At 64.0% G+C, this 16,962-nt stretch carries 17 protein-coding genes; 9 read left to right on the top strand and 8 right to left on the bottom strand.

The window, feature by feature from the left end; all coding sequences use genetic code 11:
• Positions 1–169: 169 nt before the first annotated feature.
• Entirely contained in the window at positions 170–514 is a 345-nt protein-coding gene (locus FQ755_RS37745; RefSeq protein WP_186308760.1) for a DUF3579 domain-containing protein, read from the bottom strand.
• A 429-nt stretch (positions 515–943) separates the two neighbouring features.
• On the opposite strand from FQ755_RS37745, the gene argF reads away from it, so the two are divergent.
• A complete protein-coding gene (argF, locus tag FQ755_RS36460; RefSeq protein ID WP_144162976.1) occupies positions 944–1,873 on the top strand; it encodes an ornithine carbamoyltransferase in 930 nt (309 codons plus the stop codon).
• Between the two features lie 86 nt (positions 1,874–1,959).
• Here argF and murB read toward each other — a convergent pair whose 3' ends face one another.
• Entirely contained in the window at positions 1,960–3,003 is a 1,044-nt protein-coding gene (gene murB, locus FQ755_RS36455; protein WP_144162974.1) for a UDP-N-acetylmuramate dehydrogenase, read from the bottom strand.
• Positions 3,004–3,176: 173 nt separating this feature from the next.
• On the opposite strand from murB, the gene FQ755_RS36450 reads away from it, so the two are divergent.
• A complete protein-coding gene (locus FQ755_RS36450) occupies positions 3,177–3,662 on the top strand; it encodes a YajQ family cyclic di-GMP-binding protein (RefSeq protein ID WP_144162972.1) in 486 nt (161 codons plus the stop codon).
• Positions 3,663–3,775: 113 nt separating this feature from the next.
• On the opposite strand, the gene plsY is transcribed toward FQ755_RS36450, so the two are convergent.
• Together plsY and ybaK are read right to left on the bottom strand one after the other, a co-directional pair.
• Positions 3,776–4,411, bottom strand: coding sequence for a glycerol-3-phosphate 1-O-acyltransferase PlsY (plsY, locus tag FQ755_RS36445; protein ID WP_144162970.1), 636 nt, complete (start codon positions 4,409–4,411; stop codon positions 3,776–3,778).
• Positions 4,412–4,588: 177 nt separating this feature from the next.
• Positions 4,589–5,080, bottom strand: coding sequence for a Cys-tRNA(Pro) deacylase (ybaK, locus tag FQ755_RS36440; RefSeq protein ID WP_144162968.1), 492 nt, complete (start codon positions 5,078–5,080; stop codon positions 4,589–4,591).
• A 137-nt stretch (positions 5,081–5,217) separates the two neighbouring features.
• On the opposite strand from ybaK, the gene FQ755_RS36435 reads away from it, so the two are divergent.
• Entirely contained in the window at positions 5,218–6,780 is a 1,563-nt protein-coding gene (locus FQ755_RS36435) for a class I adenylate-forming enzyme family protein (RefSeq protein WP_144162966.1), read from the top strand.
• 66 nt (positions 6,781–6,846) lie between these two features.
• On the opposite strand, the gene xerD is transcribed toward FQ755_RS36435, so the two are convergent.
• The 3 genes from xerD to queG all read right to left on the bottom strand — a co-directional run bounded on the left by xerD (position 6,847) and on the right by queG (position 9,638).
• Entirely contained in the window at positions 6,847–7,794 is a 948-nt protein-coding gene (xerD, locus tag FQ755_RS36430; protein WP_144162964.1) for a site-specific tyrosine recombinase XerD, read from the bottom strand.
• Positions 7,791–8,261, bottom strand: coding sequence for a methylated-DNA--[protein]-cysteine S-methyltransferase (locus tag FQ755_RS36425; RefSeq protein WP_144162962.1), 471 nt, complete (start codon positions 8,259–8,261; stop codon positions 7,791–7,793). Before FQ755_RS36425 ends, xerD begins: the two co-directional genes overlap by 4 nt.
• A gap of 105 nt (positions 8,262–8,366) precedes the next feature.
• The gene (queG, locus tag FQ755_RS36420; RefSeq protein WP_144162960.1) at positions 8,367–9,638 is read right to left on the bottom strand and encodes a tRNA epoxyqueuosine(34) reductase QueG; all 1,272 of its coding nucleotides are present in this window, start codon (positions 9,636–9,638) and stop codon (positions 8,367–8,369) included.
• A 17-nt stretch (positions 9,639–9,655) separates the two neighbouring features.
• Here queG and tsaE point away from each other — a divergent pair, with 17 nt between their 5' ends.
• From tsaE to trxA, 4 genes are all read left to right on the top strand, one after another.
• Positions 9,656–10,225 (top strand): tRNA (adenosine(37)-N6)-threonylcarbamoyltransferase complex ATPase subunit type 1 TsaE, encoded by a 570-nt coding sequence (tsaE, locus tag FQ755_RS36415; protein ID WP_144162958.1) that lies wholly within the window; start codon positions 9,656–9,658, stop codon positions 10,223–10,225.
• Positions 10,207–11,805 carry an N-acetylmuramoyl-L-alanine amidase gene (locus FQ755_RS36410; protein ID WP_144162956.1) on the top strand — a complete coding sequence of 533 codons (1,599 nt, stop codon included), beginning with the start codon at positions 10,207–10,209 and terminating at the stop codon, positions 11,803–11,805. Before tsaE ends, FQ755_RS36410 begins: the two co-directional genes overlap by 19 nt.
• A gap of 135 nt (positions 11,806–11,940) precedes the next feature.
• Positions 11,941–12,822, top strand: coding sequence for a pirin family protein (locus FQ755_RS36405; RefSeq protein ID WP_144162954.1), 882 nt, complete (start codon positions 11,941–11,943; stop codon positions 12,820–12,822).
• A 56-nt stretch (positions 12,823–12,878) separates the two neighbouring features.
• A complete protein-coding gene (trxA, locus tag FQ755_RS36400) occupies positions 12,879–13,727 on the top strand; it encodes a thioredoxin (RefSeq protein WP_144162952.1) in 849 nt (282 codons plus the stop codon).
• Positions 13,728–13,744: 17 nt separating this feature from the next.
• Here trxA and tcdA read toward each other — a convergent pair whose 3' ends face one another.
• Positions 13,745–14,605, bottom strand: coding sequence for a tRNA cyclic N6-threonylcarbamoyladenosine(37) synthase TcdA (tcdA, locus tag FQ755_RS36395; RefSeq protein WP_144162950.1), 861 nt, complete (start codon positions 14,603–14,605; stop codon positions 13,745–13,747).
• A gap of 350 nt (positions 14,606–14,955) precedes the next feature.
• On the opposite strand from tcdA, the gene pdxH reads away from it, so the two are divergent.
• Positions 14,956–15,597, top strand: a complete 642-nt coding sequence (gene pdxH / locus FQ755_RS36390; protein ID WP_144162948.1) for a pyridoxamine 5'-phosphate oxidase — start codon at positions 14,956–14,958, stop codon at positions 15,595–15,597.
• Between the two features lie 150 nt (positions 15,598–15,747).
• Positions 15,748–16,962: an SAM-dependent methyltransferase gene (locus FQ755_RS36385; protein WP_144162946.1), complete on the top strand. Its 1,215-nt coding sequence runs from the start codon at positions 15,748–15,750 to the stop codon at positions 16,960–16,962.

Below are 16,962 nucleotides of genomic sequence, written 5' to 3'. Positions count from 1 at the left end.
CAACAGCGCACAGGCATAAAAAAACCCGCTCGAGCGGGTCTTGTCATTTTTTCGTTCGCGTTCTTTTTTCCGTTCGCCTTCTGGCTGCTCTATCCGATTCTGGTCCAGGCTTGACCGCACGGCCCGGCAGCGCGACAAACCAACGCCTTTCTGCTAGCGCCCGCTCCTTCTACTTGCCAGCCTTCAACGCCACCTGCGTGCCGTGATGTGGCGGCAGTTCGCACGCTTCGGTCACGACGAGATCGTTGTCCTTGGCGAAGTTCATGACGAAATCGAAGGCCATGGGCTCGATGTCGCGCAGCCGCGAATCGAGAATCACACACTTGAGATTGTCGAGGATCGTGGGACGGACGTACAACGAGTACTGCATGTAGGCGTTTGGCCCCTTTTTTGCCCCCGGCCCGAACATGGACATCACCCCCGCGAGACGCTCCGACCAGTCGCTCGGCCGAAATATTTTTCCGCTCTTGGTGACACCCTGAATGAAAAATTCGGTTGGAGCTTCTTCGGCCATGTAGGAATACCTATGTGACTTGCCCAGCAAAATGCCGGCGAATGCGGCTGCCTGAACGGCTAACTGAACACGTCGTACACGACCTCGCGGACCTTCCCGCCCACGGCCGCGGTGCCGGCCAAGGCCACCTCGGCAATCGTCATGACGGCGCACCGCGAGGAGAGACTTCCGGGCGCGCGAGCCGTGTCCAGCAAGCATGCAACCTGCTTGCCGGGCTGTTGGGAAACCCCGAGATTATAGCTCAGCCGACCCTTTTCCGCACTGCACACAAGAACACTCCTACATGCTGAGCAGCCTGCCAGGAATGCCCAGCCTGCCGTCCCGCCAACTCGTCAAAGCGGTCAAAATCCTTTATGCTGCATGGAGTTACCACAAACGACGGCGGCACAGTCCGGCAATTTCGCCGGGTGAGACCGCCGTATTTGTTTCATGACCGCCAAGAAAATTCGCCATTACCTGCAGTTCAAGGATTTCTCCCTGGAAGATTACGAGTACGTGCTTGAACGCGCGCGCATTCTGAAGCGCAAGTTCAAAAACTACGAGACCTACCATCCGCTCCACGACCGCACGCTTGCGATGATCTTCGAGAAAAACTCGACGCGCACGCGCCTGTCGTTCGAAGCGGGTATCTTCCAGCTCGGCGGCCATGCCGTCTTCATGAGCACGCGCGATACGCAACTGGGTCGCGGTGAACCGATCGAAGACGCGGCGCAAGTCATCTCGCGGATGGTAGACATCATCATGATCCGCACATTCGGCCAGGACATTCTCACGCGCTTTGCTGAAAATTCACGCGTACCGGTCATCAATGGCTTGACCAATGAGTATCACCCCTGTCAGGTGCTGGCTGATATCTTCACGTATTTCGAACATCGCGGCCCGATTCGCGGCAAGACGGTGGCGTGGGTCGGCGACGCCAACAATATGCTCTACACGTGGATCGAGGCGGCGCAGATTCTCGGCTTCAAGCTGCGCCTGTCCACACCGCCGGGCTACAAGCTCGACCACGCAATAGTGGCGGCGGAAAGCGCCCCCTTCTTCGAAGAATTCGACGATCCGAACCAAGCCTGTGCCGGCGCCGATCTGGTCACCACCGACGTGTGGACCAGCATGGGCTTCGAGGCGGAAAACGAAACGCGCAAAAAAGCATTCGCCGACTGGTGCGTGGATGCCGAGATGATGGCTTGCGCCAATGCCGACGCACTCTTCATGCACTGCCTGCCCGCCCACCGCGGCGAGGAAGTCAGCGCGGAAGTGATCGACGGGCCGCAAAGCGTCGTGTGGGACGAAGCGGAAAACCGTCTGCACGTGCAAAAGGCATTGATGGAATTTCTGCTGCTCGGCAAGCTGAATCACTGAGCGAGGGTGTGCGCGAAGCGCGACGGGGCCTGAATACGAGGCAGGCTGTCACGAACGCGCCGCGCATGTCCCAAGACCGCGCGGGACTACAGACAGACCGGCTCGGCCTCCAGCTCCACGCCGAACCGCTCGCGCACGTCACGCTGAATGGCGCGGGCCAATTCGAGCACCGCGGCGCCGCTCGCGCCGCCGCGGTTCACCAGCACCAGCGCCTGACGGTCGTGCACGGCCGCCGCGCCCATGGCGCGCCCTTTCCAGCCGCAACGGTCGATCAGCCAGCCGGCGGCGAGTTTCACCGTGCCGTCCGCTTGCCGGTACGACACCACTTCAGGCTCGCGCCGTTGCAAGGCCGCGAACTGCGCGGCATCGATCACCGGATTCTTGAAGAAACTGCCGGCATTGCCGAGTTGCGCCGGATCGGGCAACTTGGCGCGCCGCACTGCCACGACGGCGTCGAAAATCGCCTGCGCGCTCGGCGATGTGTCACCATGGCCTTCGGCGGCCAGTTCCCGCGCGATGTCCGCGTAACTGGCACGCGGCACCCAAGCCTTCGGCAAGCGAAAGGTCACCGACGTAATCACAAAACGGTCGCGCCCTTCGCGCTTGAAAGAACTGTCGCGATAGCCGAACCGGCACGCAGCGGCGTCCAGTTCAAGCACCTCGCCGCTCGCCAGTTCCACGGCACGCAGCGACGCGAAGCGCTCGCACATCTCCAGACCGTAAGCGCCGATGTTCTGGATCGGCGCCGCGCCCACCGTCCCCGGAATCAGCGCGAGGTTTTCGAGTCCGGGCATCCCCTGTGCGAGCGTCCAGGCGACGAAGTCGTGCCAGTTTTCGCCGGCCGACGCCTCGACGTACCAGGCTTCGTTGTCTTCACGCGCAAGACGATGGCCGCGCAGCGCCACCAGCAGCACGAGGCCGTCGAAGTCGCCGGTCAGCACAATGTTGCTGCCGCCGCCCAGCACCAGCCGGCGCAAGCCCGCCGCGCGCGGGTCGCGCACCGCGGCCAGCAATTGCGCCTCGCGCTCGATGCGGCATGCCAGACGCGCGCGCACGTCGAAACCAAACGTGTTGTGCGGCTGCAGCGGATAGTCGGCGAGGAAGGATGGGGAGTCGGGCTGATGAGACATCGGGGACATCGGAATATGAGGGGCGTCTGCGGCGGGCCGGGCGGTCATCCGCAGCGGCCTTGGGCAAAAGAGTAAGGCGTCGGTAAAATGACGTCCGGTTCGTGATTATAGCGAGTGCATCGTGCGCAGCCGTCCGGCGGCGCCACGCACCGCGGCACTATTGGGAGAAAGCAATGCCATCGTTTGACGTCGTTTGCGAAGCGAACATGATCGAAGTCAAGAACGCGATCGAGCAGTCCAACAAGGAAATTTCCACCCGTTTCGACTTCAAGGGCTCGGACGCGCGCGTCGAGCACAAGGAGCACGAATTGACGCTGTACGCCGACGACGACTTCAAGCTCGGCCAGGTCAAGGACGTGATGGTGTCGAAAATGGCCAAGCGCAATGTGGACGTGCGCTTTCTCGACTACGGCAAGATCGAGAAGGTGGGCGGCGACAAGGTGAAGCAGGTCGTCACCGTGAAGAAAGGCGTATCGGGCGACCTGGCGAAGAAAATCGTCAGGCTTGTGAAAGACAGCAAAATCAAGGTTCAGGCGAGCATTCAGGGCGACGCGGTGCGCGTGAACGGCACCAAGCGCGACGACCTGCAAAGCGTGATCGCGCTGCTGCGCAAGGATGTGACGGATACGCCGCTCGACTTCAACAACTTCCGCGATTAAGGCGAACGGGCCCGGCGGGCGCGAAGCCAGGGTGGCGGCATGTCCAGATCGCCTGCCACCGCTGTGCATCACAGCGTCCTCTGACGCTGTGGCGCCCGAAGAGCCGGCTGTCTTCAGTGCCGCTTCGCGGCCGCCTGAGCCTCGGCCTTCTTCTTGTCGCCGATGCGGCTTTCCTGCCCCGCCATCAGCTTCGCGATGTTGCCGCGATGGCGCCACACCAGCAGCGAGCTCATCGCGACGATCGCCAGCGCAATGATGTTCGCGCCGAACAGAAAGCCGTCGAAAAGCGGCGCGAACACCGCCGCGGCGAGCGCCGCCAGCGACGAGTAGCGGGTAAAAAACGCGACGATCAACCAGGTCAGCAAGGTAGCAATCCCGAGCACAGGATTGATGGCCAGCAACACGCCCGCTGCCGTCGCCACACCTTTGCCGCCCTTGAAGCGGAAGAACACCGGATACAGATGACCAAGGAACACGGCAATGGCAGCCAGCGCGATCGCCGTGTCGTCGAGGCCGTAATGCGGGCCGAAGTGGCTGACGAGCCACACGGCAAGCCAGCCCTTGAACGCGTCGCCGAGCAGCGTCAAAACTGCGGCTGTCTTGTTGCCGCTGCGCAGCACATTGGTGGCGCCGGGATTCTTCGAGCCATAGGAGCGCGGGTCGGCGAGGCCCATCACGGAACTGACGATCACGGCAAACGACACCGAACCGATCAGATAGGCGACGACGGCGACGATCAGGTTTTGCATCAGGGGTCTCTTATAGGTATCGGAAAGCGCAATGGGTGCAACAGGTGCCGCAGATGCAACATGCCACCCGCAGCTAAAGCGAAATGGCGAACATTCTACCGAACCGGACCCGCGCGACCAGCCACTTTCGCAGAGGCTTGGCACGAAAACGCGCGGCTGGCCGGTCGCTTCGCCGCGTCAATCGACACTCGCGCATTGCACCGGTTTCGCCTCCAGCAGCGCGCTCAGCACGGCGGGTTCGATACTGACGAGAAACCCGCGCCGCCCGCCGTTCAGCCAGATCCGTTCAAGTTCGAGGATACTCGACTCGACATACACCGGCATCGCCTTGCGGGTGCCGAACGGCGAGGTGCCGCCGATCAGGTAGCCCGAGTGCCGGTTCGCCACTTCGGGCTTGCACGGCTCGACCCGTTTTGCGCCGATCTGTCGCGCGAGGTTCTTGGTGGAGACGGTGCGGTCGCCGTGCATCAGCACGATCAGCGGCTTGGCATGTTCGTCTTCCATGACGAGCGTCTTGACCACCTGATGCTCGTCGACCCCGAGCTGGCGCGCCGATTCCGCGGTGCCGCCATGCTCCACATAGTCGTAAGGATGCTCGCCGAACGCGACGCCGTGGCGGCGCAAAAACTGCGTCGCAGGCGTTTCGGAAACGTGTCTGAATTTGCTCATCGGCGCATTGTAATAGTGGCGTCGCGCAACGGCTATTGGCCGAACGGCCAATTGTGCGCCTCCGGCGGCTGTGGCACGATCGTTCGCAAATCATCCGCCGCGCGGCGTGCGGATGCCTTTGTTTCAAGGAGACCGCGTTGACTTTCGATTCGCCCGCACGCAGCGCCATCGACGTGCCCCGCCTGCTGGCCGCACTGCCCCGGCGCATCTCCGAAATTCCAGCGCTGGCCGCTGCGCGCGATCCGCAGCACGTCGCGCTGATCGAAGACGCGCGCCGCCTGACGAATGCGCAACTGCTCGAAGCCGTAGAAGCCACCGCGCAATTGCTGCGCGAATGGGGCGTGCGCGGCGGCGATCGCGTGATGATCGTGGCGGAAAACAGCATCGCGCAGGTAGTGTTGCTGTTCGCCGCCGCGAAGCTCGACGCGTGGGCGCTCGTGTCGAACGCACGCCTGTCCGCCGCCGAACTCGACGCGATTCGCGCGCATGCCAGGCCGCGTCTTGTCGCCTACGCGGTGGAAAGCTCGCCCGATGCGCAGCAACATGCGCTACGCCACGGCGCTGCCATGGCGCCCACGCTCGCGCCCGACATCGGCGCATGGGCCTTTGCGCGTGACGATACCGCAGAGACCGAGCCGGTCGAGGCAGCAAGCGAGCGCCAGTGCGCCGCGCTGATCTACACGACAGGCACCACCGGCGCGCCTAAGGGCGTGATGCTGTCGCATCGCAACCTGCTGTTTATCGCGGCGATTTCGAGCGGCCTGCGCGGAGTCGGTCCGCACGACGTGGTGTACGCCGTGCTGCCTCTGTCACACGTCTACGGCTTCGCCTCGGTGTGCCTCGGCAGCCTGTACGCGGGCGCCACCTTGCGGCTCGCGCCGCGTTTCGCCCCGGATGCCGTGCGCCGCGCGCTCGCCGAAGAACGCGTATCGATCTTCCAGGGCGTCCCCGCAATGCACGCCAAGTTGCTCGAACATCTGCAGACGCAAGGCCATGCGTGGTCCGCGCCGCAGTTGCGCTTTGCCTACTCGGGCGGCTCGCCGCTCGACGCGGCGCTGAAGGCGCATGTCGAACGCGTCTATGGGCTCGCGCTACACAACGGCTACGGGATGACCGAGAGCAGTCCGACCGTCGCCCAGACCATGCTCGACACGCCGCGCAGCGATTGCTCGGTCGGTCACGCGATTCCCGGCGTCGAAGTGCGCTTCGTCACGCTCGAAGGGGTGGACGCCGCGCCAGGGGAAATCGGCGAGCTGTGGGTGCGCGGACCGAACGTGATGCTCGGCTATTACCGCAATCCGGCACAAACCCAGGCGACGGTGACCGAAGACGGCTGGCTGAAAACCGGCGATCTCGCGCGCCAGGACCTCGACGGCGCGCTGCATATCGTCGGGCGCAGCAAGGAGTTGATCATCCGCTCCGGCTTCAACGTGTATCCGGCGGAAGTCGAGCACGTGCTGAACGCGCATGCGGACGTCGTGCAATCGGCGGTGATCGGGCGGGCGGTAGAAGGCAACGAGGAAGTGATTGCGTTCGTCGAACTGAGAGCCGCGGCCAAGGTCACGCCGGCGCAATTGATCGCGTGGTGCGGCGAGCGTCTGGCGCCGTATAAACGTCCTGCCGAAGTACGCGTGCTGGCTGCGCTGCCGGCGGCATCGACCGGCAAAATCCTCAAGCATCGTCTGCGCGATCTGGTTTAGGCCGGAGCGGAGCCGGCGGCCGCCTCACGTCTCACGAAGCCGCCGTGTCGCCCGCAGCGCGCAATTTCACCCTCGCGGATGATGCGCCGCGTGCAGCGACTTCAACCGCTCGCGCGCGACGTGCGTATAAATCTGCGTCGTCGAAATATCCGTGTGGCCGAGCAGTAACTGCACCACGCGCAGGTCGGCGCCGTGATTCAGCAAATGCGTCGCGAATGCATGCCGCAACGTATGCGGCGAAAGCGGCGCATGCACCTCGGCCGCCGCCGCGTGACGCTTGATGATGTTCCAGAACTGCTGGCGCGTCATGCCCTCGGCGCGCGTGGTGACGAACAGCGCGTCGGTGGCGCGCGCGCCCAGCAACGCGGGCCGGGCCTCGCGCAAATAGCGCTCGATCCAGCCGTGCGCTTCCTCGCCGAACGGAATCAGGCGTTCCTTCGAGCCCTTGCCCATCACCCGCACGACGCCTTCGTTAAGCCCCACTTCCACCGTCTTCAGCGTGACGAGTTCGGTGACGCGCAGGCCGCTCGCGTACATCAACTCCAGCATGGTGCGATCGCGCAGGCCGAGCGGCGTGCCGACGTCCGGCGCGCCGAGCAGCGCCTCGACCTGGGCTTCGCTCAGCGTGGCGGGAAAACGCGCCGGCTGTTTGGCGGAGCGGATGCGCAGCGTCGGGTCCACCTGCGCGCGATGTTCGCGCACGGCCCACGCGTAATAGCGGCGAAATACCGAAAGACGCCGGTTCGACGAGGTCGATTTGTCTTTCTGCCGCACCACGGCGTAAGCGGTCAGATCGGCTTCGCTGGCGGTGTCGAGCGAACCGTTGCGGCTGAGCGCCAACCATTCGCAGAAGAGACGCAGGTCGCGGCGGTAGGCGTCGAGCGTGTTGCGCGACAGGCCGTGTTCGAGCCACAGCGCGTCGCAGAATGCATCGATCGAAGCATTGCTCGTAATAAACAGCGGCGATGCGGCGGCGGAGTCGTCGGCAGAATCGGCAAGGATGGCTTCGCTCATGCGTAGGGCACACCTTCATGCGCCAGCAGCCAGCGCTTCACGTTGCGGAAAAAATCGTCGTCCGCGTGATGCGCAAAGCCGCCCAGGCCGCTTGACGACACCACGCGGTGACACGGAATCACCAGCGGAAAATAGTTCGACCCGCACGCCTGGCCGACTGCGCGCGGCACGCTGCCGATCTGCCGCGCGAGCTGCCCATACGTCAGCACCACGCCGGGCGGAATCTCGTTGATGGCCGCCCACACGCGCCGCTGAAATGCGGTGCCAACGGACGCCAGCGGCAGATCGAAAGCCGCCGACGCGCGCTCCAGATAGCGCTCGATCTGCTGCGCCGCCTGCTTCGCCAACGGCGTATCGGGCGCGACGTTGCGCGCCGATTCCGGCAAATAGACGATCTCGCGCACGGTCTGCGCGTCGTGCCGGATGCCGACCTTGCCGAACGGTGCGTCGATGACTGCGTTGAACATGATGGGCCTGCCCGATTTGCTTATCCCACTCGCTGAAGCGGCCCTCACCGAACCGGTACTGCGACGGAGACTGAAGCGCGACGCGCCGCCGCGCCACGAATCCCGCTACTGTACGCCGCCTGCCGAGGCCGCTTCAAGCGCCCATTCGACATGCTCGCGCACGAGCGGCGACGGATCGTTCGCGCGCCCGCGCAAGGCGTCGACAATCGCGGCCCGCGCGTCCTCGGCGATGCTCGCCGGATCGGCCCGCAGCGCATTGCCCATGCCGACCGCCAGATTGCGCAGCCAGCGTTCGTAGCCGATGCGACGAATCGCGCTGCCCTGCATGCGCGTGTCGAAGTCCTCGGCGCTCCAGCCGAACAGATCCACCAGCGTCGCGCGATCGAGTCCGTGCCGCACGTCGAAATCGGCAACCGGCGCGGCCTGCGCGAACTTGTTCCATGGACACACCAGCTGGCAATCGTCGCAGCCATACACGCGATTGCCGATCAGCGGGCGCAATTCCAGTGGAATACTGCCTTTCAGTTCGATGGTCAGATAGGAAATGCACAGGCGCGCGTCGACCTTGTAAGGCGCGACGATCGCGCGGGTCGGGCAGGCATCGATACAGCGCGTGCAACTGCCGCAATGGGACCCGGGAGTCTGCGGGGCATCGTCCGGAGAGGTTTCGGCATCGGTCGGCAACGGCACGTCGACAAAGATTTCGCCGAGGAAGAACAGCGAGCCGGCATCGCGCTGCAGCAGCAACGTATGCTTGCCGCGCCAGCCGAGGGCCGCCTTTTGCGCCAGCTCGACCTCGAGAACCGGGGCGGAATCGGTGAACACGCGGTAACCGTAGGCGCCGATTTCCGCTTCGATTTTCTCGGCAAGTTGTTGCAAACGATTACGCATCACCTTGTGATAATCGCGACCCCGCGCGTAGATCGACACCACCGCCGCCGCGGGATCGGCAAGCCGTGCGTGTTCCTCCGCGCGCCAGTTGCGCCCCTGCTGGCCGGGGTTTGCGGCCGGCTCGCTGTGCTCTTGCGCGGACCATCCGTGAGCCGGCAATGACGCCGGCAAATAGGCCATGCGCGCGCTGATCACGCGTCGCGTATGGGCCACAAGCTCTGCGGGACGCGCGCGTTTCATCCCATGTTTAGCCATATAATCCATCTCGCCGTGGCAGCCCTCTTCGAGCCATGCAGCAAGATTCGCCTCGGCAGCGGAGAGATCGGTGTCGCTGATACCGACCGCCCCGAAACCTAGTTCGCGGCCCCACGCCTTGATGCGCAGGGCAAGCGTCGCCAGCGCCGCTTCATCGTAGTGACGCAGGGCGGGCGCATCGTCATCGGACGCAGGCGTGCAGGAAACGGGGGACTCCGGACTTCGGTTCATCACGCCATTTTACGAGAATGCCCGACAACTCCGATCTCCCGATCCAACCGCCCGCTGCCGTCCTGCTCGAACGCCAGTTCGCGCTCGCGGACGAAGCCGCCACCAGTGCGTTCGGCGTGCGCTTCGCAGAGGCGATCGAGAGCACGCGCAACGCCGCGCAACGGGTGCATGACAGCAACGCCGCCATCCCGGGCTTCCAGGGCCTGCAGGTGCAATTGACCGGCGACCTCGGCGCCGGCAAAACCACCCTCGTGCGCGCCACCCTGCGCGGCCTCGGACACACCGGGCGGGTGCGCAGTCCCACCTATACGCTCGTCGAACCCTACGCGGTGCAAACACCCGATGGGGAACTTGAGCTCTATCACTTCGATCTGTACCGGTTCACCGATCCGGCCGAATGGGCCGACGCCGGCTTTCGCGAGTACTTCGACAGCGGCGCGGTTTGCCTCGTCGAATGGCCGCAGCGCGCGGGCAGCCTGCTCGGCGTGCCGGATCTCGTTTTCTCGCTCGATGTGGATGGCGACGGCCGGCTGCTCATTGCCCGGGCGTACAGCGAATCAGGAAAAGCATGTCTAGAAAGATGTTGATCAAACCATTCCGCTCGATCGAGTCCGCCGCCACCGCGAGCCATAACTGGCGGCGCCGGCAGATTCTGCGCGCGGGCGCCTCGACACTCATGCTCGGCCTCGTCGGCCCGCGCCTCGCCTGGGCCAGCTCGGTGCTCGGCGTGCGGGTCTGGCCGGCGCGCGACTACACGCGCGTGACGATCGAATCCGATCAGCCGCTGCAGAACACCCAGCAACTGCTGCAAGGCCCCGACCGGCTGGTGGTGGACCTGAACGGTCTCGATCTCGACCAGGCGCTCAAGGACCTCGTCTCGAAGATCACGCCAAACGACCCGCAGATCCAGGCGGTACGGGTCGGCCAATATCAACCGCATGTGGTGCGGATGGTGTTCGACCTGAAAGGCTCGGTCAAGCCGCAGGTGTTCACGTTGCCGCCGGTCGGCTCGTACAAATACCGGCTGGTATTCGACCTGTATCCCGCCGTCGCGCCGGATCCGATGATGGATCTGCTCGCGCAGAGCGAGCACAAGCAGCAGCGCCTCGACGAAAACAACGCGCAAAACAGCTCGCCGCCGCCGAGCACGCTGAGCGGCCCAGGCACCACGCCGCCCGCCGCGGACAACAGCGAAGCATTTTTCGACCGCTACGCGCAGGACAACGGCAGTGCGCCCGAAGCGCCGCATCCGCAGCTTCACAGCACGCCCGTGCCGCCGATTCTCGCGCCGCGCGCGCTTGCCCAGGCGCCGGCGCCGCTTCCCGTGCCCGGCAAGCCGGCAGCAGCGGGCGCGCTGGCGCGCAATAACAGCAACACCAACGGCAGCGGCAACAACGACGACGGCGGCGACGACACTTACGCCTTCACCACGCCGAAGTCCGGCAAGAACAACACCGTGCGCCTGCTGACCGTGGCGATCGACCCGGGCCACGGCGGCGAGGACCCGGGCGCAATCGGCAGCGCGGGCACTTACGAGAAGCACATCGCGCTCGACATCGCCAAAAAGCTGCGCGCGAAAATCGATGCGCAGCCCAACATGCGCTCGATGATGACGCGCGACGACGACTTCTTCGTGCCGCTCAACGTGCGCGTGCAAAAAGCGCGGCGCGTCGGCGCGGACCTGTTCGTGTCGATCCACGCGGACGCGTTTACCACGCCGCTGGCACGCGGCTCATCGGTGTTCGCGCTGTCGGAGCACGGCGCCTCGAGTGCCGCGGCGCGCTGGATGGCGGACAAGGAAAACTCGTCGGATCAGATCGGCGGCATCAACATCAAATCGGACGACGCGGCGGTGAATCGCGCGCTATTCGATATGTCGACCACCGCGCAGATCCGCGATTCGATGCGCTACGGCAACTTCGTGCTCAACGAAATTGGCGGCATCAACAAGCTGCACAAGGGTTCGGTCGAACAGGCCGGATTTGCGGTGCTGAAGGCGCCGGATATCCCGTCCATCCTCGTCGAGACAGCCTTCATCAGCAACCCGGAAGAAGAAACGCACCTCAACGACGACGCCTATCGCGATCAGATGGCGACCGCGATCATGAAGGGCATCAAGCGATATTTCGCGGCGAATCCGCCGCTGGCGAAGAACCGCATGACGTGAGGCGCCTCGCGTCGAGGAAGCAGAACGGCCGCCGCGTGCGGCCGTTTTTGCTTTTTGGCGCCGGCCGCATCCCAAACAGCACCATCCCGCCCACAACAGTAGAATGACCCCATCCCCCACCCCGCGAGCCTGCCCATGTCCTCCTCGATCAAAGCGGTCCTCAAGCCCCACTTGCGCGACGTCGGCAGCCTGACCGTGCGCCGCGTCCTGCCGGCGCTGGCGGCGCGGCTGATCGGGCCGTTCATCTTCTTCGACCACATGGGACCGGCCACCCTCGAGCCGGGCAAAGGGCTCGACGTGCGCCCGCATCCGCATATCGGCCTCGCCACCGTCACTTATCTGTTCGAAGGCGAGATCATGCATCGCGACAGCCTCGGCTCAGAGCAGAAAATCGTCCCCGGCGACGTCAACTGGATGACCGCCGGCCGCGGCATCGTCCATTCGGAACGCACGCCGCCCGAAAGCCGCGCCACCGGGCAGACGATGCACGGCATCCAGACCTGGGTCGCGCTGCCGCTGGAAGCGGAAGAGGTCGAACCGTCCTTCGAGCATCACGCCGCCGCCACGTTGCCGGAAATCGAGCGCAATGGCGTCAGGCTGCGCGTGATCGCCGGCACCGCGTTCGGCCAGACCGCGCCGGTGACGACCTTCTCGGGCACCCTGTATGTCGCCGCTCACTTCACGCCGGGCGGCGCGTTCGCGCTCGAACCCGAACACGAGGAACGCGGCGTCTACCTCGTGGAGGGCGATCTGGAGATCGACGGCACGCCGCTGGAAGCCGGCCAGATGGCCGTGCTGGCGCTCGACGAAACCGTGACGCTCGCCAGCAGCGGCGGTGCCACCGTCATGCTGCTCGGCGGCGAAAAGCTGGACGGCGAGCGCTTCATCGAATGGAATTTCGTCGCCAGTTCGCGCGAGAAAATCGACCGGGCCAAGCTGGCCTGGGCCGCTCAGGAAATGGGCAAGGTGCCCGGCGAGACGGAGTGGATTCCGCTGCCTGAACGCCAGTCGCATTGAAGCCGGCGCATTCGCCCCCATCTATAAGCCCGAACAGTTATATCGACGAGGACGCAATGGAAACAACCCTGGCCACTTTCGAAAAAGACGTCATCACCGCTTCGACGCTTGCGCCGGTGCTGGTCGATTTCTGGGCGCCGTGGTGCGGACCGTGCAAGACGCTCGGCCCGATGCTGGAGAGACTCGAAGCGGAATATGCCGGCAAATGGCGGCTCGTCAAAGTGAACGTCGACGAAAATCAGGAACTGGCCGCGCATTTTCAGGTGCGCAGCATTCCGCACGTCATGGCGTTTGCCGACGGCCAACCGGTCGACCAGTTTATCGGCGTGCTGCCGGAAGGCCAGATCCGCGCGTTCCTCGACCGCCTCGTACCCCAAGGTGCCGACGCGGCCCGCGCCGAAGCGCAGGCCGCGCTCGCCGAAGGCCGCCGCGAAGACGCCTACGACGCGCTCAAGGCCGCCCTCGCTTACGACCCGGGCTTCGACGAGGCGCGTATGGACCTGATCGAGCTGCTGCTGGAAGACAACCGCACCGACGAAGCGCGCAACGAGGTCGATCTGCTGTCGCCGAAAACCACGCAAGGAATCGACGCCCGCTTCAATGCGATCAAGACAAGTCTGGACGCCTTGGATGCCGCCGCCGACCTGCCGCCCACCGACGCACTGGAAGCCCGCGTCACCGCTGAGCCGGGCGATCTCGAAGCCCGCTTCGACCTCGCCAGCGCGCTGATTGCGCGGCGCAACTACGCGGGCGCGCTGGAGCATCTGCTGGCCATCGTGCAGCGCGACCGGACCTTCCGCGACGACATCGGCCGCAAGACCATGCTGTCAGTGTTCGATCTTGCAGCGCATCAGCCGGAAGTCGTGGCGCAATGGCGGCGCAAGCTGAGCGCGGCGCTGTTCTGATCCGGGTGAAGCCCGCCTCACCCCGCCGCGCGCTGCGCGAGCGCGCGCAGCACATGCGCGGCGGCGGCGAATCCAAAGCTCGCCGTCACGCACACGCTTGAACCGAATCCCGCGCAGTTCAAACCAACCGGGCCGGCCACGTTAGGCGACGTCGCGACGTGCTCGGCGTCCCCGTCGATATCGCAGACGGCTGCTTCCGGGTAGATCAGCGGCTCGTCCGAATACACCGCGCTCACCTTGAACTTCGCCTTCGGGCCGCGCGGGAAACCGTGTTGCTTGCGTAACTGCGCCCGCACCTTCGAAAGCAGCGGGTCCTGAATCGTCAGCGCCAGATCGTCGATGCGGATACGCGTCGGGTCGAGCTGGCCGCCCGCGCCGCCTACCGTGATCAACGGCTGCTTCTGTTCGACACACCAGGCGATCAGCGCGGTCTTGGTCCGCACGCTGTCGATGGCATCAATCACGTAATCGAAGCCGCCGCCCAGCACCGCGGCGAAGTTATCCGGCTCGATGAAGTCCTCCACCAGCCTCACGTCGCATAGCGGGTTGATTTGCGCGATGCGCTCGGCCATCGCGTCCACCTTCGGCTTGCCGTAGTTGCCGTCGAGCGCGTGGATCTGCCGGTTGGTGTTGCTTTCGGCGACGTTGTCCAGGTCGATCAGGGTCAGCGAGCCGATCGCGCTGCGGGCCAACGCCTCGGCGACCCACGAGCCCACGCCGCCAATCCCGATCACCGCGACCCGGGCACGCTCGAACGCCGTGAGCGCGGGCGCGCCATACAGCCGCGCGACGCCGCCGAAGCGCCGCGCGTGATCGGCGGCTTCAACGCCACCGGAGGCGGTCACATCAGAAAGCGTGGTGAAACTCGGTGTGGACATGGGCGGGACTCGTCTAAAGCGGATAAAAGTAGCGAAAAGCGATCAAAGCGGTGGCTAAAAGCTATTGGCGCAAAATGAAACTACAAAGCAAACTACGCAAAGACAACAACGCGGTGACTTCGAAGCAAATTAAAAATCAGACAAAATCTGTCGCGGCGCAAATAAATCCCTACTGGAAACAAAGCGGATAAACATTTGCACGCGCCGATCCGCTATTTTGCCTGATCGCGTGCCATCCCACGCGCAAGCCCCGCATGCGCCGCCCCGGGGTGCCTCGCACCCTGTCATGCGGCACGCAGGAAATTTGTTCCTTAGTTATACTGGCCGAACTGTAGCGTTCGCATAAGAACATGACATCACTTGCCGACCTTCGGAAAAACTATTCGCTGGGTTCATTGGACGCAGCGGATGCCGATCGCAATCCCTTCCGTCAATTCGACGCATGGTTTGCCCAGGCAATCGAAGCCCAACTACCCGAGCCGAACACGATGACGCTCGCCACCGTCGATTCGCGCGGCCGCCCTTCGGCCCGAATCGTGCTGGTGAAAGGCGTCGACGAACGCGGCTTTGTGTTTTTCACCAATTACGAAAGCCGTAAAGGCCGCGAGCTGGCGGACAATCCGCACGCGAGCCTGCTGTTTTACTGGATCGAACTGGAGCGCCAGGTGCGCATCGAAGGCACCGTCGTCAAGGTGAGCGCCGCCGAAAGCGATCGGTACTACGAGTCGCGGCCGCTCGGTTCGCGCATCGGCGCGTGGGCATCGGAACAAAGTCAGGTAATCGAAAGCCGTACCGTATTAGAAGCACGGGAACGGGAAATCAGCGCGAAGTACGGCGAGCATCCGCCGCGTCCGCCGCATTGGGGCGGCTATCGCCTGATTCCCGACGCAATAGAATTCTGGCAAGGTAGACCGTCGCGTCTTCATGACCGGCTGCTCTACACGCGTGCGGTAGAAGGCGGCGACTGGCAGATCGCCCGGCTATCGCCCTGAACTATCTCAACGCCGGCGCGCCCGGGCTGCCATAGAAGCAGCGCGCGCACCGGCCAAGGTCGCGCGGCCATCGAGGCCCAGGAGTCACGCTACGGCACGCAGCGACCTGAATAGCTTTGCTTTGTATTTCATCGGACACGGAGAAATCACATGTTCTGGGAGAAGAAGCTGGCGCAGTGGGTGGAAGAAGTCAGGACCAAGGCGAATCTACCCGCTCGTTTAGTGCTGTGGGATGGTCAGCAACACGACTTTGGGCAGTTTGCCGCGCCCCGGGTCACGCTGCACGTGAAAAGCGCGACGGCGCTGCCGTACCTGCTCGAACCGAGCCTCGACAATCTCGGCGAGGCATACGTGAAGGGCAAGATCGACATCGAAGGCAAGCTGTCGGACATCATCAACGTCGGCTACTCGCTGGCCCGTAACACGGTCACGAGCGCCAGCAAGCTGGCACGCGTGCGACGCTACTTCAATCACTCGAAGTCGTCGGACAAGAAGGCCATTCAGTATCACTACGACGTCTCGAACGAGTTCTATCAGTTATGGCTCGACGAGAACATGGTGTACTCGTGTGCGTACTTCGAAAATGGCGATGAAGATCTCGCCACCGCGCAAATCAAGAAGATCGACCACATCCTCACCAAGATCCAGTTGCAACCCGGTCAGCGTCTGCTCGACATCGGCTGCGGCTGGGGCGCGCTGGTAATGCGGGCGGCGTCGAAATTCGGCGCGCAGTGTCTGGGCATCACGCTGTCGCAAAACCAGTTCGATCTGGCGACCGCGCGCGTGAAAGCCGCCGGGCTCGAGGACAAGATCGAGATCCGCCTGCAGGACTACCGCGACCTCGAAGGCCAGTTCGACCGCATCACGAGCGTGGGCATGTTCGAGCACGTCGGGCGCAAGAACCTGCCGGGCTACTTCCAGAAGATCCACGACCTGCTGGTGGACGACGGCATTGCCATGAACCACGGCATCACGTCATCCGATGCGGATAGCGGCGAGACGTCGCTTGGCGGCGGCGAGTTTATCGACCGCTACGTGTTCCCGGACGGCGAGCTGCCGCATATCAGCCTCGCGCTCGAATCGATGCAGCGCGGCGGCCTCGAAGCGGTTGACGTCGAAAGTCTGCGCCGTCACTATGCGCACACGCTCGATATCTGGGCGGAGAATTTCGAGAACCACGCGGAAAAAGCCCGCACACTGGTCGATGACGAGAAATTCCGCATCTGGCGCGTGTATCTGGCCGGCTGCGCGTATGCCTTCGAAAACGACGACGTGTCGATCTATCAGGTGGTGTGCCGCAAGGCGGGACGCAGCGCGAAGACCTTGCCGTGGTCGCGCCGGTACATGTACGACAAACCGCTGTGA

Origin of the sequence: Paraburkholderia sp. BCC1885 (assembly GCF_900996235.1) — a bacterium.
Lineage (GTDB): Bacteria > Pseudomonadota > Gammaproteobacteria > Burkholderiales > Burkholderiaceae > Paraburkholderia.
The sequence above is the reverse complement of the archived record's forward strand: the minus strand, read 5'-3'. Positions and strand labels throughout refer to the sequence as shown.